The sequence below is a fragment of the Bacillus pseudomycoides DSM 12442 genome, assembly GCF_000161455.1.
GTDB lineage: Bacteria > Bacillota > Bacilli > Bacillales > Bacillaceae_G > Bacillus_A > Bacillus_A pseudomycoides.
Map to the genome: position 1 here is coordinate 498234 of NZ_CM000745.1, position 21646 is coordinate 519879.

The following is a 21646-nucleotide window of genomic DNA, read 5'->3' on the forward strand; positions in this document are numbered from 1 at the left end:
CACTACTGGTGATTTAACGTACATATTATTCAATTGGTAATTCAATAATAAATTCAGTTCCAATTCTTAACTTACTTTTTACTTGAATGGAGCCGCTGTGTAATTCAACAATTTCTTTTGCAACAGCTAGACCGATTCCTTTCCCCCCTGTAGCTCGAGTTCTTGATTTATCAACTCGATAAAAACGATCAAAAATATGTGGAATATCTTCCTGTGGAATACCTTCTCCTTCATCTTGCACACTTATAGAAAAAGTATTCTCATTTTGTGATGCGTGTACAGTAATAATTGATTGTTCATAAGAATGCTGATAGGCGTTGTGTAATAAATTTAGCATAACTTGTTCCATTCGGCGTTCATCCATACATACATCGAGGTTATCTACACAGTAGAACTTAATTTTCATTTGTTTTTTAGCAAGTGTAGTTTTTGTTTTCTCAATCATGCGCTCTAGAAAAGGCAAGAGTGGAACTTTTTGTTTTTTTATAATAAATTGATGTTGTTCTAGCTGAACAAGATCGAATAAATCTTGAACGAGTCCTGTTACACTATCGGTTTCATCTTCGATAATTTGTAGGTATTCTTCACGTTCTTCTTTAGATAAAGAATCTCTTTTAGCAACTTTCGCATAACCTTTCATATATGTGAGTGGTGTGAGCAGTTCGTGTGCTACACTTGCAAGAAATTCATTTCTTTCTTTTTTCATGTAGGCTAATTCACTGGATAATTCTTCAATTGTTGTTGCTAAACTACCGAGTTCATCATTGCGTTTAATTCCTAATTTAATTGGTTTATTCAGCTTTAACATTTTTTCTGTTGCACGTTTCATTTTAATAAGAGGATCGGTAATGACACGAGAAAAGATAAATACAGAAATGGTTGTTAAAATAAGAGTTAGTATACCAATAATAATAAATTGACGTGTTAAACGAAGAATCATTTTTTCTAAGAAGGCTGTATCTAAAAACATATGTACATACCCAGCTATTTGTCTATGAATGATAATTGGCGTTGCTGTTGAAATAAATTTCGATGTTTTCCAATTTTTCTCAACCAAAGTTCCATCTATTGAAGTACAGTTTATTTTGGAGGCAAGTTGCTTTTTCATTTCCTGTGTTACCGGATCAGAAGAGGAAAGGATTTGCCCATTAGTGTCTGTTATGACTAACTTTGTATCTGAATTAGAATGTGATTCCATTGCTGCAGCATGTTCAAAAGTTCGTGGCCCATAACGTCTTGAAATAAAGTTACTATAGCGCTTTCCTTTTTCTAAAAGGGCGGATTTTTCTTCCTCGATACGCATGTTCGCCAGACTTGTATGACAAGATACAAAGGCAATTGTTTCAATACATAAAGCTAATATTAAGAAATATGTACCAATTTTGAGCGAAAGTTTGTTCATTTTTTCACCATACCTTTATTTCACATTAATGGCCAGCGGAAGAAATCTCACCACTGACCAAAGTTTTATCACGTGTTGTTTAACTAATTCTAAGTGTGAGGTGAGTCATGTCCCACTTAGAAAAGTTTCGCATTATTATTTTCATTCGCTTTTCCACTTATATCCCACTTTATAGATAGTCTCTAAGTATTTTTCAACAGGAAAGTCTTTTTTTCGTAATTTATCACGGATATTGCGAATATGTGAGTCAACAGTACGATATTCAATATCTGTTTGATAACCCCATATTTTTTCAATTAAATCATCACGGCTATAAGCTCGGTTTGTATTTTGTAAAAACAGTCCTAGTAATGAAAACTCGATAGGTGTAAGGGGAATTTTCTCGCTGTAAACAGTAACAGTATGTTTTGTTTTATCCCATTCAATGCCATTGAAGCTTATAAAACCATCCTTTTTTGTTCGGCGCAGTACAGCTTCAATTCGTGCAACTAGTACTTGTTCGTCAAAAGGTTTTGTAATATAATCATCGGCTCCCATTGTAAGTCCTTTTACCATATCGTAGTTTTGATTACGAGCTGTTAACATTATGATTGGAACATTGCTGATTTGACGGATTTGATAACATGTATCCCATCCATCCATATTGGGCATCATCACATCTAACAAAATGATATCGAAGTTCTTTTGTTGAATTAGTTCAAGAGCTTCTATACCTGAATTGGCTTTCATACAAAAATAACCACGTGGGCTCAAAAATAAATCTAACAATCGCAACATGCGTTCTTCATCGTCTACTAATAAGATTTTAATCATAGTCTTGTGCACCTCAAAACATTCATTCTACTTTGTATAGTTTACATGAAAATAATAAAAAACTCTGTTTACGTGATTGAATTGTAGTGTATTTTTTCTACTAAGGCAATTGACATAAAAAATGCACTACTTTTGCACAACTCTTTTTTATAATAGAAAGCGTAGCGACACAAAATACCCTATGTTGCGACATAACGTCATGTCATTTTATTTATAAAATGACAATTCCATTCTATTGTGTATGTGAGATAGTGAGGAATTTCGTATTCACCTCGCATCGGATAAGGAAAATCTCCTATCTCACACTTTTTTTATTGTTATAAAGGGGACTATACACGTGAGTAAAAAAGAAGAACGTTTACAAAAAGATAAACAAGAGCGCAATGCTATTGTGATGTGTATTGCCGTATCTATGCTAATTATTGTGACGTGTGCTAATAAATTTTTCGGAATTCTATAATAGATGTAAAGGCTCATTGTTTCATTTTGAGAAACAATGAGCTTTTTTATTTGTACGTAAAAATCCCCTGTATGCTATGTACAGGGGATTTTTGTATAGGAAGGAATCAAAAAATGATAGAAGCTTTATACAATAAACCAAGGAAGAATTGCTAATCCTGAAGTGACGATTATTGTACCAAAAATGAACAAAATAAGATGTTTGTGCTGTTTCATATCTGTTATTCCTCCAATTACTGATTTCATTCTATTACTTCTATTATTTTTTCATCTCTCATGTCTTTTTGTTGTGATTTCGTACTTTTAGTATAGCGAAGAGGAGGGAATAGAACCATTCAATAAGATGACGGGAACATTACATTGTTGTAAGAAAAAACACCTTTATCGAAAGGTGTTTTTTATATAAATTGATGCTATACAATTAGTCATTTAAAAATAAAACCATATGTTCTTCATCCCAATACTGTCCATTGTGCTTTAAGGCACGTTCTTGTACGCCATACGTTTGGAAGCCAAGCGATTCGTATAATTTTTTCGCAGCTTCATTTCCCATAACAACATCAAGCATGAGCTGTTCAACATGTAGTTTATATGCATTTTCAATAATAGCTTTTATTAATGCACGTCCAGCTCCAAGACCACGAGCTTTTGGAGAGACATAAACAGAGCCGATTTTTGCTTTATGTTCTTGTTTAATAAATGACTTTGTTTCTAATGTAGCAATTCCAATTAAATCATTATCTTTAAAGACACCAATTGTATATTTATTAGGGTTATCTAACCGTTTTGCCATTGCAGCAATAGGATCCTCATGTTTTAATACATCTTCATAAGAGGAACTAAAGGCTTCCGGATTTTGTGTTAATCCTTCCATACACACTTTTAAATAAATTTTTGCATCCTCTTTTGTTAATAAACGAATTTCCATAGCTGTAACCTCCTCAGTTTATCCTGCTTTATAGGAAAATAAATAATCTGCTTTAATATTTAAAGAAGAAATTTGTAATCCGTAAGGGTCTGATGATTATATTGATAGAACATCTACTGTGTATTCATAAACATATTCTGTACGTATTCTTTCTTAATTTGTAAAAGAATAAGAAGATATATGCGAGGAAGACAGGTGTCTTCATTTGTTTTTTAGTAATTCACTTTATGTAATGAAATTATATATTAACTTTATTAACTATTCAACAAATAAATATATTACATTTTTATAACTAAAAAAACGATCCCTTTAGCAGGAATCATTTTGTTTCTGGTATATATCCTTCAACTCGTTCTGGATGAGTATAAATATTACAGGAGTCATTACGAATAAACCCAACTACCGTAATGCCTAAATCATGAGCGAGCTGTAATGCTAATTTTGTGGGAGCTGATTTAGAAAGAACAATTTCGCAACCGATTTTAGAAACTTTTAGCAAAATTTCAGATGAAATTCGGCCACTAAATACAATAATTTTCCCTTTAATGGGGATATGATTGCGTAAACAATGGCCATAGATTTTATCTAATGCGTTGTGTCGTCCAATATCCATTCTTGATATGAGAACGGTATTTCGATCGCACAGGGCGGTATTATGGACCCCGCCTGTTTGACGAAACGTAGTGGAAGATCGCTGTAAGGTATTCATTAAATGAAAGCATTCTTCTGGAGTAATTGTTACATGTATATCATGTAAAGTTTTTGCTTTTGCTGCATCGTTTACAAAAACAAACCCTTGTCTACTTTTGCCGCAACAAGAAGTGACATATCGTTTGTTATATAGCGTTTGATAGAGTGGATTGATTTGTGATGTTTTTACATGGACAACCCCTTTGTCTTTTTGTATCCATAATTCATCAATGTTCTCATAAGAAGCAATAATTCCTTCAGAAATTAAAAAACCTATTACCATATCTTCAATATAATTTGGAGTGCATACAACTGTTACATATTCTTCCCCGTTTAATTTAATTGTTACAGGGGATTCTGTAACAACTTCATCTTCTCGTTCGGAAAAGGCTCCTCCTTGATAACGTATCATTTTATATGTTTCTTGGACAGGCTCCATACTATTTTCCCCTTCGTATGTATTTTTCTTCCTATTCATCATAAAACATTGAAAAAATAAAAGCATCTGTTATCTATATAAATCCATTTTGATTTTTCGACATATAAGTCGCTGCTAGGAAGAGAAAAGATGACGGCTACTTGTTTTCTCTCTTTGTTTTCACTTGGCATGGGGCAGGAAAAGAAACTGACTGCTTCTATGCATGGCCGGATGCTTTCTCCCATCTAAAAAGACAGGTTTTATGTTTATTTTTCAGTTTCTATATATTATTTGGTTATTATTGTATATGTAAGATATAATAGAGTAGTAGAATAGTGTCATTTTTTATACCTTATAGCATCAAGAATCGACTTCTAAGATAGGATTTCAACAGAGCGTTTCAAAAAATGTATAGCAATATAGTTTTGAAAACGGATTCAAAACTATATTGTACAGTTAGTTGTAAGGAGAGGGGAAACTATGGCAGAACAAACGGTTCGTGTAACCGTAGATGGAAAGGAATTTCTTTCATCTGGTGAAAAGACGATACTGCAATTATTTAACGAAAGTAATTTAGAGCACCCACAAATTTGTCACGTACCAGAGGTTGATCCAATTCAAACTTGTGATACATGTATTGTAGAAGTGGATGGAAAATTAATGCGTGCTTGTTCAACGAAATTAGAAAATGGTATGCATATCGAAAGACAATCAGCGCGTGCAAAAGAAGCACAAACGGAAGCGATGGATCGAATATTAGAGAATCATTTATTGTATTGTACAGTATGTGATAATAATAACGGGAACTGTAAAGTCCATAATACGGTACATATGATGGGAATTGAAGAGCAGAAATATCCATATGAACCGAAAGTTAGTGCAAAAGAAGTGGATATGACTCATCCATTTTATCGTTACGATCCCAATCAATGTATTGCTTGTGGACAATGTGTAGAAGTATGTCAGAATTTACAAGTAAACGAAACATTATCGATTGATTGGAGTTTAGATCGTCCGCGTGTTATTTGGGATAATGGGGTGAGTATTAACGATTCCTCTTGTGTTAGTTGCGGACAATGTGTAACAGTTTGCCCTTGTAACGCATTAATGGAAAAATCTATGCTTGGGGAAGCTGGATTCATGACTGGATTGAAACCAAATGTTTTAGACCCAATGATTGATTTTGTAAAGGATGTAGAACCTGGATATAGTAGTATTTTAGCAGTTTCAGAAGTTGAATCTGCAATGCGTGCAACGAAGATTAATAAGACGAAAACAGTTTGTACATTTTGCGGTGTAGGCTGTTCGTTTGAAGTGTGGACGAAGGATCGTCAAATTTTAAAAGTACAACCTGTATCAGACGCACCAGTAAACGGAATTTCTACATGTGTGAAAGGAAAGTTCGGATGGGACTTTGTAAACAGTGAAGACCGTATTACGAAGCCTTTGATTCGTCAAGGGGATATGTTCGTTGAAGCATCATGGGAAGAAGCATTAGAAGTTGTTGCGTCCAATATGCAACATATTAAATCGGAACATGGTAGTGATGCATTTGGCTTTATCTCTTCTTCAAAAGTAACAAATGAAGAAAACTATTTAATGCAAAAGTTAGCTCGTCAAATATATGGAACAAATAATGTGGATAACTGTTCTCGTTACTGTCAATCGCCAGCAACAGATGGTTTATTTAAAACTGTTGGTATGGGCGGTGACGCTGGGACAGTGAAAGATATTGCTGAGGCAGGACTAGTCATTGTTGTCGGTGCAAACCCGACAGAGGGACATCCAGTACTTGCAACACGTGTAAAACGTGCTCACAAATTGCATGAACAAAAACTAATTGTAGCGGACCTTCGCAAACATGAAATGGCAGAGCGTGCTGATCTGTTTGTTCATCCGCGCCAAGGAACTGACTATGTATGGCTTGCTGGTGTAACAAAATATATTATTGATCAAGATTGGCATGATAAAAAATTCTTAGATGAAAATGTGAAGAATTTTGATGAATATAGCAAGATGTTAGAAAAATATACACTTGATTATACGGAAAGTATTACAGGTATTTCTAAAGATACATTAAAAGAAATGGCTCGTATGGTATATGAAGCAGATGGTACTTGTATACTTTGGGGTATGGGTGTTACACAAAATACAGGAGGAAGTACAACATCTGCAGCGATTTCAAACTTACTTCTTGTAACAGGTAACTATCGTCGCCCGGGTGCAGGTGCATATCCACTCCGCGGACATAATAATGTACAAGGTGCTTGTGATATGGCAACATTACCAAACTGGCTTCCAGGTTATCAAGCGGTATCGGATGATGCAATGCGTGCGAAATTTGAAAAAGCATATGGAACTACGATTCCGAAAGAGCCAGGGCTAAATAACATTGCGATGCTACTTGCAGCAGAAGAAGGAAAATTGCGTGGTATGTATGTTATGGGAGAAGAAATGGCTTTAGTAGATTCAAATGCAAATCATGTACAGCATATTTTAGCAAATCTTGATTTCCTTGTTGTTCAAGATATGTTCTTATCAAAAACAGCGCGCTTTGCGGATGTTATTTTACCAGCAGCACCAAGTTTAGAAAAAGAGGGAACATTTACAAATACAGAGCGCCGTATTCAACGTTTATATGAAGTTATGAAACCGCTTGGTGATTCTAAACCAGACTGGTGGATTTTACAAAAAGTAGCACGTGTACTTGGTGGGGATTGGAATTATGAGAACCCAAGTGAAATTATGGATGAAATTGCATCACTTGCGCCGCTCTATTCACAAGCAACATATGATCGTTTAGAAGGATGGAACAGTTTATGCTGGGGAAGTCATGACGGTAGTGATACACCGTTATTATATGTCGATGGTTTTAATTTCCCTGATAAAAAAGCCCGTCTTTCACTAGATGAATGGGTGCCGCCAGTTGTAGCGCCAGAAGACTACGATTTATTATTAAATAATGGTCGTATGTTAGAACATTTCCATGAAGGAAATATGACAAATAAATCAGTGGGGATTCTATCCAAAATTTCTGAGGTGTTTGTTGAGATTTCGCCTGAGCTTGCTACTGAGCGGAATGTGAAAGATGGTGGCCTTGTAGAACTGACATCACCGTTTGGGAAAATCAAAGTACAGGCACTTATTACAGATCGTGTGACTGGAAACGAGTTATATTTACCGATGCATGCGACAGTAAATGAAGAAGCGATTAATATTTTAACAGGAACAGCGACAGACCTATATACGTGTACACCGGCTTATAAACAAACGATGGTGAAAATGCGTGTACTACGTGAAAAAGGAAATCGTCCACTTCCTGCTTCAAACCCAAGAGATAAAAAGCGTCATCCGCAAAATGGTGTTGAAATTCAGCAGAAATGGCAGAGAAAGCAGTACGTATCACTTGTGGATCAGAACTAGGGGGCGAAGAACGTGGCAAAAGAAATTACATTGATTCAGAAAAAGGTCATTACAGAAGCAGAAAAGAAACAACAGTTATCAGATGAACTGCTAACCCAATTAGCTGAGAATCGTGAAGCGGTAGAAGAGACGATGCAATTGTTAGCACAGTTGCAACAAGCTGGCATATTAGATGCAGCAATTAGTTTGCTTGCTGCAAAAGAAGATGTTTCTAAAATTGCTGTTGAGCAATTAAATCGTGAACCGGTAAAAAATGCATTAAATAATATGATGGGGGCAGGAGAAGCGCTATCTTCTGTTGATCCAGAAGTAACAAAACAGGTGACATCGAGTTTAGTTACAGGATTACAATTTGCAACAGACGAATTAAAAAAGGGTAAGAAAACAAAGGTTATGGACTTCTTTAAAGTATTAAAAGACCCGGATATTAACAGAGCCATTACTTTTGGATTTAGCTTTTTAAAAGCATTTGGACAAGGATTAGAGAAAAAATAAGGTGAAATTTTAGTCAGTGGGGGTCTTACTGACCGTCAATAGTGTGGTGAAAATGAGAAAGAGTGATGGGGGTGTGCCTGTCACTCTTTTTTGGATGTATAAGAGTGTTCATATTAAGCGGAATATATTATTATAAAAAAGATGGATTTGAAATAGAAATATGGAATCCATCTCAAATATAGTGTTAGAATTTGGAGGGATTTATGCTACACCGTAAAAGACTATCTATACCAGGAGTCATGAAACATTCCTTTCAAACAGTACAATTTGCTTTTTGGAATGTGTTGGCGTTTCAGCTTGTTTATAAACTATTAGCAGCCATTGTATTTATACCGTTATTCGGTATGATTTTTAATAAGTTGTTGTATTGGGGCGGCTATGCAAATGCAACAAACGATGAATTGCTAGCTTTTTTGAAAACTCCATATGGTATCGCAGCTATTTTCATTTTATCGATATTGGCACTTTTTCTCATTTTTACGGAATTTGCGGTACTTATCATTATTTCGTATTTTGCACATAAACGACAAAGGGTAAAATTGCGTCCGATTCTGTATAAAACGGTAACGTATTTACCTTCTCTTTTCACATATTGTTTACCAGGATTTATTTTGTATGCGGTAATCTTGTTACCTCTTTTAAGCGTCGGTTATAAATCTGCACTAATCCCTGAAATTCAAATTCCTAATTTTATTACAGGAGAATTGTTTAAAACGACAATGGGGCAAGTAGGGTATTATACCTTTTTTGCTGTAGTTGCGTATTTAAATTTGAGATGGATTTTTGTTTTTCCTATTATTGTTTTAGAAGAAAAACCATTTCGCACAGCTGCACGTAAGAGTGCAAAGTTGGTAAAAGAAAGTTTGTTTAAAGTCTTATTCTTTTTAGTCGGACTTTTTATCTCGATAGGGATTATGTTCGTTTTATTTATGGGTCTGTACTTATTACTTTTATGGTGCGTGTATGAATTTACGAATCCAAAAGGAACATTTGCTTTATTAGCGGAATCTACCCTATCTGTATTTTTGACGAGTACATTATATTTATTTAGTTTTATTGTAACGCCGTTTTATATTATGGCATTGACAAGACTTTATTTACAAAAGGTTCCAGTTGAAGATGTTTTATTAGAAGAAGGCTTAGATTATTCCAAAACAAAAGCAGATAAATGTTTTTTTAAAAAGCATCGTTTGAAGTTTATTGGTGTATATATTGTTGGTATTTTCACCGTGGGCGTGGTTGTTGCTTTTATTGTGACGTTTATTACGAATTCATATAAAGAACCCGTTATTATGGCGCATCGTGGATATGTTTCCAAAGGAGTAGAGAATACGAAAGAGGCCTTGCAAGGTGCGATTGATGCAAAAGCAGAGTATGCTGAAATTGATGTGTTGCAAACAAAAGATGGTGAATTGGCAGTGATACATGATTTGAACTTAAAGCGTCTTGCAAATGCCAATGTACAAGTATCGGATTTGACGATGGATGAGCTTCGAAAGCTTACTCTTCATCAAGATGGATTCACGGGAAGAATTAGTACACTTGATGAGATGATTAAGCTTGCGAAAAACAAGATAAAACTCAATATAGAAGTGAAATTGCACGGAAATGAAAAAGATTTTGTAAAGAAAGTATTGAAAACAATAAAGGAAAATGACTTTGAAAAACAATGTGTCATTCAAACATTGCATTATCCGCTCATTAAAGAATTTAAACGTGCAAATCCAAACATAAAGGTAGGATATATTTTATATGCAAGTAGAGCAAATTTAAAATACGTTCAAGCAGATTTTTATGTTGCAGAAGAATATATGTTAAATAAAAGCTTAGTAAAAGCAGCACGAAAGTTAAATAAGCCAATTTATGTATGGACTGTAAATGATATGGAAAGCTTTAAAAAATATTATAAGCTTAATGTCGATGGGATTGTTACAGACTACCCTGTGGATGCACAAGAAGCCGTTAAAATAATGAAAGAGCAAGAAGAAAGTGAAACAGATGTGTTTGATAAGATTACAGAAACAACGGAAGATTTATTTTCAAAGTTATTCATAGGTTATCCAGCTGCCGGTTAAATATCGGTAGCTATTTTTATTATATAAGTACAAATTGAAAAACCGACATAAAATCTAATTTTTAGGTGGGAGAGGAGGGCATTCGGCTATGCATAGAAGCGGTCAGAGACTTTTTTAGCCTCATGTCGTGTGAAACCAAAAGGATAAAACAAATGGAGATCTCTTTTTAGTTTCATAGCCGTAACTTATATGTCGGAAAATCAAAATGGATTTATCCCGCATTAACGGGCAGTAATACCCAGCTCAAGATTCAGAGAAAAGCGAGGAAGAGGGCTGGGGGGAAACTGCTCGTAAAAGCCCGATTGGTGATGGAAGTTTCGCTTTATATAAAAAGAATATACTTCTAAAATGTTATAGGGAATTTAAAGTGCATATATATATGCACTTTGTGTTGGTTTTTACATTTTTATATTATTATATAAAAATATAAAGTCAGCATTCCTTTTGAAGGGATATAATAAAAATAGAAATGCGAAAAATGAAGATTAATAAAATGAAATAGTTTGCGAATTTTGTGGGGGAAATTGCTAATCTGAAGTATACACGAAAAATCCTCAAACTATACAATTTGCCTTTTAGATGAAATTGCTGACTAGTTACACTATACTTTAAGTAAATGAGTAAAGATGGATCGAAGAAAGATAATTGTTTAATACTGCTGGAAATGGTGTGATTTTAAAGGTATCACTCTAGCCTTTATAAGGGTCTTTAAAACTATATATATTTTGTGTAATACGAAGAGGTGTTAATGAAATGAAATCCTATACACAATTTGAACGAAGAAAACACATACTGGATGAGCTAGAAAAATACAATCGAGTGATGGTAAATGACTTAGCCAAGGCGTTAAATGTTACGACAGAAACAATACGAAGAGATTTAGATATGATGCATAAGGAAGGGAAGCTTACGAAAATACACGGTGGTGCAGTTAAGAAAAAAGATCATACTATTGAATTTTACTTTGACAAACGTCGATCTGAGAATATTGAAGAAAAACGAAAGATTGCTATGGAAGCAAGTAAATTGGTAGAAAATAATGATATTATTGCAATTGAAATTGGAACGACTACGATGCAAGTCTTGGATTTTATACATGATAAAAAGAATTTGACGATCCTAACAAACTCGATACCAGCTGTTAATAAAGTTATTGAGCTTAAAGAACAGTATGATTCATTTGATTGTAAATTAATAGTCTTTGGTGGAATGCTAAATTCCAATTCATTAGCATTGTCTGGAGACATGATGCTAAACTATCTTGACCACTTCACTGTTAATAAATTATTTGCTTCGTGTGATGGAGTTTCTTTAGAAAAAGAACTGACATGTTCATATATTGAAGACGCACAAGTTTTTCAGCAGTTAAAGAAAAATGCAAAACAAGTTGTGATGATGATAGATGAGTCAAAGTTTAATTTAACAAAGTTTTATAAAAGTGGAAATTTTGATGATATAGATGCACTATATACAAATGCTAAACTTGATGAAGTATGGCAAAACGTCCTAATAAGTAAAGGGGTTGAAGTAATAACAGTATAGAAAGAAAATCTTAAAGTAGACTATTTCTTAGTGACATGAGAAATAGTCTTTTTTGTTAATGTGTTGTTTTATGTTGTTGATATGTTGTTTTTACAATTCGTTAACATAATAACAATATTGCGTTAATAATGTGCTCGTACAATATGAATTAGGAGGTGACAAGAATGCAAATAAAATTATCAAAAGCTGTGTTCTTTTTATTACCGGTTGGAATACCTCTAATATTATTTTGGATTGTTCCGAATTTAATTAGTTTAGGTATTAGTTTTACAGACTGGGATTTCATGACAAATGACTTTAATTTTGTTGGTTTAGATAACTATTTTAATTTGTTTACACAGGATTCTTTTATACAGGCATTGTTAAACACTCTTTATTTCGGAATTGGGACAGTTATTCCAACGATTGCATTAGGTTTGGGTTTCGCATTGTTCTTCCGAAAAAAATTCAAAGGTTCTGCAATTTATCAATTATTGATTTTTTCACCTTGGGTAACACCAACAGTAGCTGTATCGATTGTATGGTCGCTTTTATATGAACCTAAATTTGGAGTTATTAATGAGGTACTAGTTTTTTTCGGGATACCAGGTTTGGATTGGCTGAAGAGTAGTGAGACAGCGATGTTAGCAGTCATTATTGTAACAGTATGGAAATTAGTTGGATGGACGATGCTTTTCTATATTGGTGCACTAGAGAAAGTACCAGAGAGCTTGTATGAAGCGGCTAGTATTGATGGAGCGAATTCATGGCAGAAATTCCGATATGTAACACTACCGATGGTTTCACCGACAACTTTCTTTCTAGTTGTTGTCAATACAATTTCTTCGGTGCAGGCTTACGATCAAATTAAAATCTTAACACAAGGTGGACCTAGTGGATCGACGCGGACGTTACTTTATTTATTCTTCCAACAAGCGTTTGAACAGTTCGATATGGGCTCTGCAACGGCAATCGCATTTATTATATTAATCATTACAATTCTACTATCTGTTATAAACAAGATAATAGGTGACAAGTGGGTGAACTATTAAGATGAATAATATGAAAAAAGCTCCATTAATCATAAAGCATCTCTTTTTAGCTTTATCAAGTATCCTGTTTGTCTTTCCATTCATATGGATGGTACTTGGTTCGTTTAAAACATCCAGTGAAGTATTACAAGGAAGCTTCTGGCCTAAGGAATTTCACTGGGAAAATTATCGTCAAGTATTAGAAATTCTTCCATTTAACACGTATTTATTTAATAGTTTTTATACCTCTTTCATTATTACGATATATGTACTTGTTTCGTCTGCACTCTTTGCTTATATGTTGGCATTTTATAAGTTCAAAGGGAAGAACTTAACGTTTAGTATCGTCATGGCAACCTATATGATTCCTGGAGCTGTATCGTATGTTCCTGTATATGTGATGTTAGGAAATTTTGGGTTGCTTAATTCGCATTTTGGATACATCATTTCTATGGCTGTTAGTGTATTCGGTATTTTCTATTTAAAACAATCATTCCACAAGATTGGTTATGAAACAGTAGAAGCAGCCAAAATTGATGGAGCAAGTGATTGGAGTATTCTTTGGAAGATTGTTTTTCCAATGACACGATCATCATTTGTAACACTAGGATTGGTCACATTTATTGGTAATTATAATAATTACATCTGGCCAGCTCTTATATTGAAAGATAATACACAAAAGTTAATTACTAACGGAATTGCTGATTATTTCATTAATAGTTCCTTAGGCCGAGATTGGTCACACATTATGGTTGCAAGCACAATCGCGACGGTGCCACTCTTACTCGTATTTTTAGTTTTACAAAAATGGTTCCTCTCAGGCGTTACTGATTCAGGAATAAAAGGTTAACTAAATATAAAGGAGACATTTGGGATGAGAAAATTATTCATGCTTCTAACAATTTTGTCATTGTTTGTTAGTGCACTTGCAGGCTGTTCAGGCGGAAAAGGAAGTACTGTTAAAGCAAGTAAAGAAGGGGATAAGATTGTTGTCCCATTTATTAATGGAGTAGGTGGTTCTCTTGCAGATCGTGTAGATAAGATTGTGGAGGAATACAATAAAAGTCAGGACAAATATGTAGTGAAGACGACGAAAGCTGGTAACTATGATGAGTCTTATCAAAAACTTCAAAGTGGATTTGCAGCGAATAACCAAGAAGCAATTGCATTGTTAGGTTCAGACGTCATTCAAGAATATGCTAAGAAAAAGTTAATTGTACCTATAGATGAATATGTTAAAAAAGATAATGAATTAAAAAAAGAAGAGTATGGAAAAGGTTTTATGGATCAAGCAACAATTGATGGGAAATTATATGGAATTCCTTTTTACGGTACAACTCAAGTTTTTTATTACAACAAAAAAGTGTTAGCGGAGAATGGTTTTACTGCTGAAGATTTAAAGACGTGGGAAGGCGTAGAAAAAGTAGCGAAAAAAGTAGCAAAACATGACGCAAATGGTAATGTCACATACACAGGTTGGATGCCAATGTGGGGTACGTCCAACTTAATTGACGCGGTTCGCAGTGCTGGCGGAAATGTATTAAGTGAAGATGGAACAAAAGTATTAATTAACGATGAAACTTGGGTTACAGTATGGGGAAAATTCCGTACATGGCTTCACGAAGATAAAATTATGAATATTCATTCAGGCGGAACTGGATGGGAATATTGGGATAAAACAATAATTGATCTTGTTGAAGGTAGAACGTTAGGATTTACAGGTTCATCTGGTGACCAAGGATTTGTTTTTAAATCGTTAGGTAAAGGAATGAATGAGGAAGAACGCCTGAATACATTTGGGGCATTACCACAACCAGCTTGGGGTGATCATAAACCAGCACCAAAATTAGAAACGTATTTATTCACATTAACGAGAAATGTTGATCCAGAAGTAGCAAAAGGTGCATATGACTTTATGAAATTTGCGACAAGTACTGAGAAAACGGCTGAATGGTCAATGGCAACAGGCTATATCCCTGTTCGTAACAATGTAACAGAGTATGAGCCTTATGCTGAATTTGTAAAAAGACAACCACAAGCATTAGTTCCATTAGAGCAAGCAAATCAATACGGAGTTGCACCATTTGTCGATCCAACAGGTGGTAAAATCAATGACGCATTAAATGTAGCGAAGGATAAAGTAGAAATTGAAGGAGTCCCTGCAAAAAAAGCATTAGATGAAGCAGCTAAGGTTGCCCAGGAAGAATTAGATAAAGCGTTGAAAAAGAAGAAATAATATTACTTTGAAGAGAAATGTGAGGTGCTTTTGAACGAAGAAGTGCCTCTATGATTCTATCATTAAAATATAAAAAAAGGTGTGGGAATCATGATTGAAATGAAAGGTACGATGACTCTTTCTCCATTCGTAAAAAATAAACATTCTTTTCTAATGGATGTAACCGATATTGTCAATTTCACATTAACGATCAATCAAGGAGTCAGTCGGAAAATTCCGCTTTTATTAATTTTGAGAGACTCTAAAGGTTATGTGCGTATACAGTATCAAACACCAATTGTTGACGAAAAACTAGTTGTTGCAACAAATCCAAAGTTTTGTTCAGCTGGTTGCGTTGGCGGCGAAATACCGCCTGGAAATTGGGAATTAGAAGTAGTATATATCCCTCATTGTGCAAATAAAGCAGTAAAGTTTGCTGGAAGAAAAGTTGACTATACAGTAAATATAGCAGTGAATGGTGAGTTAGAACGAGAATATAACCGAGAATATTTTTGCAAAGAAAATGTCTTTATTCATGAAAGCGATTTTGAAAAAGTAGTGAATGAAGAGCATCGTTGGTACAAAGGAGATTTTCATGTCCATACAAATGTAACGGATGGCGAGATAGATGACGAACTGGCAATGAGCGTATGTGAAAAACAAGAGTTGGATTTTCTATATGCGACGGAACACAACATTGTCATGCCATCGTATCAAAAAGGAAGCACATTAATCATACCATCTATGGAACTTACAACTCCGTACGGTCATTACAATATGTTCGGTATGAAAGAATATATTAATTTTACAGAGTGTCTCGATGGATCGTTTTACGCGAAAAGTATGAATGAACTATTTGCTCTCATGAAAGAAAAAGGTTATTTAATTAGCGTGAATCATCCGTTTATGAAGCCTTGGGCGAACCAAATTGATATTAACTTAGAAAATGTTCATACAATGGAAATCATGTGTGATCCGACTTATAAAAAAAGCAAACCTTCTACTTTAGAAGCTTTAAAGTTCTTCGATCAAATGTGGTTAAATGGTCTTAAAATCTGGGGGATAGGAGGAAGTGATTCTCATTTACATCCATCTAAAACGTTCCCAGGATCTAAAGATCCATCGATTTATGGCGACCCAGGAACGTATGTATTATGTAATGGTTTATCTATTAAAAATTTAAAGGATGCTATTCAAAGAGGCAGAATTTATTTTTCTCGATTTAGGAAGTTAGAGATAGATATTCAAAACGAAGGTGAAACCATTTATGTCGGTGATGGGGCTAAAGGAAATATTCATTACAACATTCATACAGATAAGCCTTGTGAGTGGAGGTTGATTGTGGATGGCCAAATTATCGAAAAAGAATTTGGCAGCCATGTAACCTTTGACTTTTATTTAAATGAAAGAGCATATGCCAGAGTTGAGGGTTGGGAAGATAATGAATTAGTAGCGTTTATAAATCCTATTCATAATAACGTTAGGCATAAGAATATTAAAACATGGCATGAAGTTTTAGGGGGATTAGAAGGTGAATAAAGGAATTATTTTTGATAAAGATGGAACACTAATACAGCTAGACTCTGTCTGGTACAAAATTGTTCATTGTGTGCTAGATGATATATTTCAAATGTATCCAAATGAAAAGAGTAAACGAAATGACTACCTAAAGATTATTGGTATGAGTGATAACGATTTTGAGAGTACAAGTTTACTAGCTTGTCGAACAAATTACTTTATTGCGGCTGCATGGTTTTCGTTATTAGAAAATCAAAACTTGGATAAAGAGAGCTTTATTCATGATGTATGTGTATTATTTAAAAAACACTCTACAGCAGATGATCTCGTATTTACAGAAGTGGAAGGTGCAAAGGAAACATTGAAATATTTAAAAGACCATGAATATGTAATTGGGGTTGTTACAGCAGACGACGTTGATGCAGCCATTCATTCACTTAAAATGACAGGATTATATGATTATGTAGATTTTTTAGGTGCAGATGATGGCGTTAATAAAACAAAACCTGAAAGTGATTTTTATCATATGTTCAAAGAAAAATTTTCACTGGCTGAAGAAGATGTGTTTATGGTAGGTGATACATTAACAGACGTTAGATTTGCAAGAAATAGCAACATTAAAGTAGTGGGCGTCCTGTCAGGTGCGAGTAAGAAGGAAGATTTAGAAGGAGAAGCAGATTATATTTTAGACAGTATGAAGGATATTTCCGAAATTTTATAAAACAACGGTGTGATCAATATTGTCGATAGCAGTATCTTTAAAATAGCTCAAATTATAGGAGGCAATTATGGCTCAGCTATTATTCAAAAATATTTATAAGAAATATGATCATGATGTGACAATCGTAAAAGATTTTAATCTAGAAGTAAATGATGGAGAATTTATTGTTTTGGTTGGGCCTTCAGGGTGTGGGAAATCGACGACATTACGTATGATTGCAGGACTTGAGGAAATTTCAGAGGGAGACTTTTATATTGATAGAGAGCGTGTAAATGATGTGACACCGAAAGATCGAGATATCGCAATGGTTTTTCAAAACTATGCTCTTTATCCGCATATGACAGTTTATGATAATATGGCGTTCGGCTTAAAGTTGCGAAAATATAGGAAAACGGAAATTGATCAACGTGTGAAACATGCAGCACAGATCCTTGGGCTTGAAAAATATTTAGATCGAAAGCCAAAAGCACTTTCAGGTGGACAACGTCAGCGTGTTGCATTAGGTCGAGCGATTGTTCGGAATGCAAAAGTTTTCTTAATGGACGAGCCGTTATCAAATTTAGATGCGAAACTACGCGTTCAAATGCGTGCTGAGATTACAAAGTTACACCAACAGCTGCAAACAACAACTGTATATGTTACGCATGATCAAATAGAAGCGATGACAATGGCGACACGCTTAGTTGTGCTAAAGGATGGTATCATCCAACAAGTCGGTACCCCTAAAGAGGTCTATGAAAGACCAGAGAATGTATTTGTCGGAGGCTTTATTGGTTCTCCTGGAATGAATTTTTTCAAAGGAATATTAATAGAAAATGCTGTTATGATTGATAAATGGAAAATTGAAGTTCCAGAAGAGAAGATGAAAAGCTTACGAGACAAAGGGTATGTTAATAAAGAAATCATTATAGGAATACGTCCAGAAGACTTTTATTATGGGAAAGCGCTTTTAGATTTAACGTATAATACAAAGATAACGGTAACGATTGATGTATCAGAATTAATGGGATCAGAAACATATCTTTATTCCAACATCAATGGTCAATCCTTTGTTGCGCGTGTTAACTCCTCGGTTGATGTGCATAGTCAATCTGAGATGGATCTAGCCTTGAATATGGACAAAGTCCATTATTTTGACACAGAAACTGAAAAACGAATTGTTTTATAGATTATTTCATTATTAAGTCATCAACACTTTGATGGAATAAATTTCATTGGGCTTATCCGAAACAGGGATAGGCCTTTGTTGTTGATGAACTCCTTTAACAGGTTTGTTTTATATAAATACAAGTTGAAAAAATGACATGAAAACCTCCTTTCTTTTTAGGTGGACGAGAGCATTCGGCCATGCATAGAAGCGGTCAAATTCTTTTCCTATCCTATCCCATGCCAAGAACAACCGAGTGTAAAGTCACCTTCTTCTCTTCATAGCAGTCATTTATATGTTGAAAAATTAAAATGGATTTATATAAAAAAGAATATACTTCTAAAATGTTACAGGGGATTTTAATTGCATATGTATGCGGTTTGTATTGTTTTTTCACATTGTTATATTATTGTCAAATAATAAAAGATTAACGTTGGATTGCAAAGTCTATAATAAAAAGAGAGTGATAGATAAACGGAATATGAGAAATCCCCCTGAAAAATAAAGTTCTTTATATTTACACTATTCAAAATATAAAAACTTTTAAAATCTAGTATGTTAGCGTTTTCATAACTTTTAAGTTATGCTAGAATAAGGACATAAGTTATTAATTATTAAAAAAAGAAAAAAGAATTCCTTTTTTCTGTTAATTATAAGGGGGCATTTCATTATGCGTATTGGGGTACCAACAGAAATTAAAAACAACGAAAACCGTGTGGCAATGACACCAGCTGGTGTTGTACATTTAGTTCGTAACAATCACGAAGTATTCATTCAAAAGGGTGCAGGTATAGGATCTGGTTTTACAGATGCTGAGTACGTTGAAGCAGGTGCAAAAATCGTTGATACAGCTGAAGAAGCTTGGAACATGGATATGGTAATGAAAGTTAAGGAACCAATTGAAAGCGAATACAAGCACTTTAGCGAAGGTTTAATCTTATTCACATACTTACACTTAGCTCCAGAACCAGAATTAACAAAAGCATTAATTGAAAAGAAAGTTGTTTCAATTGCTTATGAAACAGTACAATTAGAAAACCGTTCTTTACCATTACTTGCACCTATGAGTGAAGTAGCTGGTCGTATGTCTGCACAAATTGGTGCACAATTCCTTGAGAAAAACAAAGGCGGCAAAGGTATCTTGCTTGCAGGCGTTCCAGGAGTAAAACGTGGTAAAGTAACAATTATCGGTGGTGGACAAGCTGGTACAAATGCTGCTAAAATTGCAGTTGGACTAGGTGCGGATGTAACAATCATCGACTTAAGTGCAGAACGTCTTCGTCAATTAGATGACATTTTCGGTAACCAAGTGAAAACTCTAATGTCTAACCCTTACAACATCGCAGAAGCTGTAAAAGAGTCTGATCTTGTAATCGGTGCGGTATTAATTCCAGGTGCAAAAGCGCCAAAACTTGTAACAGAAGAAATGATTAAATCAATGGAACCAGGTTCTGTTGTAGTAGATATCGCAATTGACCAAGGTGGTATTTTCGAGACAACTGATCGTATTACAACTCATGATAACCCAACTTATGAAAAACACGGCGTTGTTCATTATGCAGTTGCAAACATGCCAGGTGCGGTTCCACGTACATCAACTCTTGCATTAACAAACGTAACAGTACCATACGCAGTACAAATTGCAAACAAAGGCTACAAAGAAGCTTGCCTAGGCAACTCTGCATTATTAAAAGGTATTAATACATTAGCTGGTTATGTAACATTCGAAGCAGTTGCAGAAGCTCACGGTGTAGAATACAAAGGTGCAAAAGAATTATTAGAAGCAGAAACTGTATCTTGCTAATTGAAGCATAATACAAACTAAAAATCGAACAATATTTAATACAACATGATAAGAGCTAAGAGAGAAGACCTCTTAGCTCTTCTTAGTCAAAGGGGGCATACATCGTGGCCAACCTATTTAAAAAGAAATCCGTTACGCAACTGTTAGGGGAAAGTCAAAGTAAAACTTTGACGAAAACACTAGGGGCATTTGACCTAACAATGCTAGGGATTGGTGCGATAATCGGTACAGGAGTTCTTGTATTAACTGGATTAGTGGCAGCAAGAGATGCTGGTCCAGCAGTTATTTTTTCATTTATGATTGCAGCAATTGTTTGTGGATTTGCAGCATTATGTTATGCGGAAGTTGCTTCGACACTTCCTGTTTCAGGTAGTGTATACACATATTCTTATGCAACAATTGGTGAGTTTGTAGCCCATTTAATGGGATGGACGTTACTATCTGTATATGTTGTAACAACAGCGGCCGTAGCTGGCGGATGGACAGGTTACTTCCATAACCTGATAAGTGGATTTGGATTGGAAATTCCAAAAGCGCTGTTAACGATTCCATCTCAAGGTGGTATTGTGAACTTGCCAGCAGTAATCATCACGCTCGTATTAACATGGTTGTTATCACGTGGTACGAAAGAGAGTAAGCGTGTAAATAACGCAATGGTATTAATTAAAATTGCTATTGTTGTCTTATTTATTGCAGTTGGTGTATTCTACGTAAAACCAGAAAACTGGGTACCATTTACACCGTACGGTTTAAGTGGAGTCTTTGCCGGAGGAGCAGCAGTATTCTTTGCTTTCCTAGGTTTTGATGCATTAGCAACTTCAGCAGAAGAAGTAAAAAATCCACAGCGTGACCTTCCAATTGGTATCATTGCTTCGTTAGTTATTTGTACGATCATTTATGTTGCAGTTTGTCTTGTTATGACTGGTATGGTTTCTTATAAAGAATTAGATGTACCAGAAGCAATGGCTTATGTACTAGAAGTTGTC

General features: G+C 34.8%; 17 protein-coding genes. 13 read left to right on the forward strand and 4 right to left on the reverse strand.

Annotated elements, in window-relative coordinates:
* Positions 1–25 precede the first annotated feature (25 nt).
* A complete protein-coding gene (locus BPMYX0001_RS02590) occupies positions 26–1402 on the reverse strand; it encodes a HAMP domain-containing sensor histidine kinase (protein WP_006093481.1) in 1377 nt (458 codons plus the stop codon).
* A 141-nt stretch (positions 1403–1543) separates the two neighbouring features.
* On the reverse strand, positions 1544–2215 hold the full coding sequence (locus tag BPMYX0001_RS02595) for a response regulator transcription factor (RefSeq protein ID WP_003194961.1): 672 nt from the start codon (positions 2213–2215) through the stop codon (positions 1544–1546).
* A gap of 337 nt (positions 2216–2552) precedes the next feature.
* Here BPMYX0001_RS02595 and BPMYX0001_RS34465 point away from each other — a divergent pair, with 337 nt between their 5' ends.
* Complete coding sequence (locus BPMYX0001_RS34465; RefSeq protein WP_003194959.1) at positions 2553–2675, forward strand: hypothetical protein; 123 nt, start codon at positions 2553–2555, stop codon at positions 2673–2675.
* Between the two features lie 420 nt (positions 2676–3095).
* Here BPMYX0001_RS34465 and BPMYX0001_RS02600 read toward each other — a convergent pair whose 3' ends face one another.
* Positions 3096–3602, reverse strand: coding sequence for a GNAT family N-acetyltransferase (locus BPMYX0001_RS02600; RefSeq protein WP_006093482.1), 507 nt, complete (start codon positions 3600–3602; stop codon positions 3096–3098).
* Between the two features lie 319 nt (positions 3603–3921).
* Entirely contained in the window at positions 3922–4731 is an 810-nt protein-coding gene (fdhD, locus tag BPMYX0001_RS02605; protein ID WP_033798608.1) for a formate dehydrogenase accessory sulfurtransferase FdhD, read from the reverse strand.
* Between the two features lie 459 nt (positions 4732–5190).
* Here fdhD and fdhF point away from each other — a divergent pair, with 459 nt between their 5' ends.
* The 12 genes from fdhF to BPMYX0001_RS02665 all read left to right on the forward strand — a co-directional run.
* A complete protein-coding gene (gene fdhF / locus BPMYX0001_RS02610; protein ID WP_003194950.1) occupies positions 5191–8133 on the forward strand; it encodes a formate dehydrogenase subunit alpha in 2943 nt (980 codons plus the stop codon).
* A 12-nt stretch (positions 8134–8145) separates the two neighbouring features.
* Complete coding sequence (locus BPMYX0001_RS02615; protein WP_003194949.1) at positions 8146–8628, forward strand: helical membrane plugin domain-containing protein; 483 nt, start codon at positions 8146–8148, stop codon at positions 8626–8628.
* A gap of 203 nt (positions 8629–8831) precedes the next feature.
* Positions 8832–10703: a glycerophosphoryl diester phosphodiesterase membrane domain-containing protein gene (locus tag BPMYX0001_RS02620; protein WP_033798609.1), complete on the forward strand. Its 1872-nt coding sequence runs from the start codon at positions 8832–8834 to the stop codon at positions 10701–10703.
* A 753-nt stretch (positions 10704–11456) separates the two neighbouring features.
* Complete coding sequence (locus BPMYX0001_RS02625) at positions 11457–12245, forward strand: DeoR/GlpR family DNA-binding transcription regulator (RefSeq protein WP_033798610.1); 789 nt, start codon at positions 11457–11459, stop codon at positions 12243–12245.
* A 164-nt stretch (positions 12246–12409) separates the two neighbouring features.
* Positions 12410–13276, forward strand: coding sequence for a carbohydrate ABC transporter permease (locus BPMYX0001_RS02630; protein ID WP_006093486.1), 867 nt, complete (start codon positions 12410–12412; stop codon positions 13274–13276).
* A gap of 10 nt (positions 13277–13286) precedes the next feature.
* Positions 13287–14105, forward strand: a complete 819-nt coding sequence (locus BPMYX0001_RS02635; protein WP_033799604.1) for a carbohydrate ABC transporter permease — start codon at positions 13287–13289, stop codon at positions 14103–14105.
* A gap of 24 nt (positions 14106–14129) precedes the next feature.
* Positions 14130–15491, forward strand: coding sequence for an extracellular solute-binding protein (locus tag BPMYX0001_RS02640; protein WP_033798611.1), 1362 nt, complete (start codon positions 14130–14132; stop codon positions 15489–15491).
* Between the two features lie 90 nt (positions 15492–15581).
* Complete coding sequence (locus BPMYX0001_RS02645; protein WP_033798612.1) at positions 15582–17009, forward strand: CehA/McbA family metallohydrolase; 1428 nt, start codon at positions 15582–15584, stop codon at positions 17007–17009.
* Positions 17002–17709 (forward strand): HAD family hydrolase, encoded by a 708-nt coding sequence (locus BPMYX0001_RS02650; protein WP_033798613.1) that lies wholly within the window; start codon positions 17002–17004, stop codon positions 17707–17709. The genes BPMYX0001_RS02645 and BPMYX0001_RS02650 overlap by 8 nt, the downstream gene beginning before the upstream one ends.
* A gap of 67 nt (positions 17710–17776) precedes the next feature.
* A complete protein-coding gene (locus tag BPMYX0001_RS02655) occupies positions 17777–18877 on the forward strand; it encodes an ABC transporter ATP-binding protein (protein WP_006093491.1) in 1101 nt (366 codons plus the stop codon).
* 649 nt (positions 18878–19526) lie between these two features.
* Positions 19527–20660, forward strand: a complete 1134-nt coding sequence (gene ald, locus BPMYX0001_RS02660) for an alanine dehydrogenase (RefSeq protein ID WP_003194943.1) — start codon at positions 19527–19529, stop codon at positions 20658–20660.
* Positions 20661–20764: 104 nt separating this feature from the next.
* The coding region (locus BPMYX0001_RS02665; protein ID WP_033798614.1) for an amino acid permease at positions 20765–21646 on the forward strand (882 nt) is incomplete at its 3' end.

What these genes read in the sequence shown, in the direction of transcription:
- BPMYX0001_RS02655 (WP_006093491.1), top strand. Translation starts at nt 17,777, where the DNA reads ATGGCTCAGCTATTATTCAAAAATATTTATAAGAAATATGATCATGAT.
- fdhD (WP_033798608.1), bottom strand. Translation starts at nt 4,731, where the DNA reads ATGGAGCCTGTCCAAGAAACATATAAAATGATACGTTATCAAGGAGGA.
- ald (WP_003194943.1), top strand. Translation starts at nt 19,527, where the DNA reads ATGCGTATTGGGGTACCAACAGAAATTAAAAACAACGAAAACCGTGTG.
- BPMYX0001_RS02640 (WP_033798611.1), top strand. Translation starts at nt 14,130, where the DNA reads ATGAGAAAATTATTCATGCTTCTAACAATTTTGTCATTGTTTGTTAGT.
- BPMYX0001_RS02590 (WP_006093481.1), bottom strand. Translation starts at nt 1,402, where the DNA reads ATGAACAAACTTTCGCTCAAAATTGGTACATATTTCTTAATATTAGCT.
- BPMYX0001_RS02630 (WP_006093486.1), top strand. Translation starts at nt 12,410, where the DNA reads ATGCAAATAAAATTATCAAAAGCTGTGTTCTTTTTATTACCGGTTGGA.
- BPMYX0001_RS02600 (WP_006093482.1), bottom strand. Translation starts at nt 3,602, where the DNA reads ATGGAAATTCGTTTATTAACAAAAGAGGATGCAAAAATTTATTTAAAA.
- fdhF (WP_003194950.1), top strand. Translation starts at nt 5,191, where the DNA reads ATGGCAGAACAAACGGTTCGTGTAACCGTAGATGGAAAGGAATTTCTT.
- BPMYX0001_RS02620 (WP_033798609.1), top strand. Translation starts at nt 8,832, where the DNA reads ATGCTACACCGTAAAAGACTATCTATACCAGGAGTCATGAAACATTCC.
- BPMYX0001_RS02595 (WP_003194961.1), bottom strand. Translation starts at nt 2,215, where the DNA reads ATGATTAAAATCTTATTAGTAGACGATGAAGAACGCATGTTGCGATTG.
- BPMYX0001_RS02635 (WP_033799604.1), top strand. Translation starts at nt 13,287, where the DNA reads ATGAAAAAAGCTCCATTAATCATAAAGCATCTCTTTTTAGCTTTATCA.
- BPMYX0001_RS02645 (WP_033798612.1), top strand. Translation starts at nt 15,582, where the DNA reads ATGATTGAAATGAAAGGTACGATGACTCTTTCTCCATTCGTAAAAAAT.
- BPMYX0001_RS02625 (WP_033798610.1), top strand. Translation starts at nt 11,457, where the DNA reads ATGAAATCCTATACACAATTTGAACGAAGAAAACACATACTGGATGAG.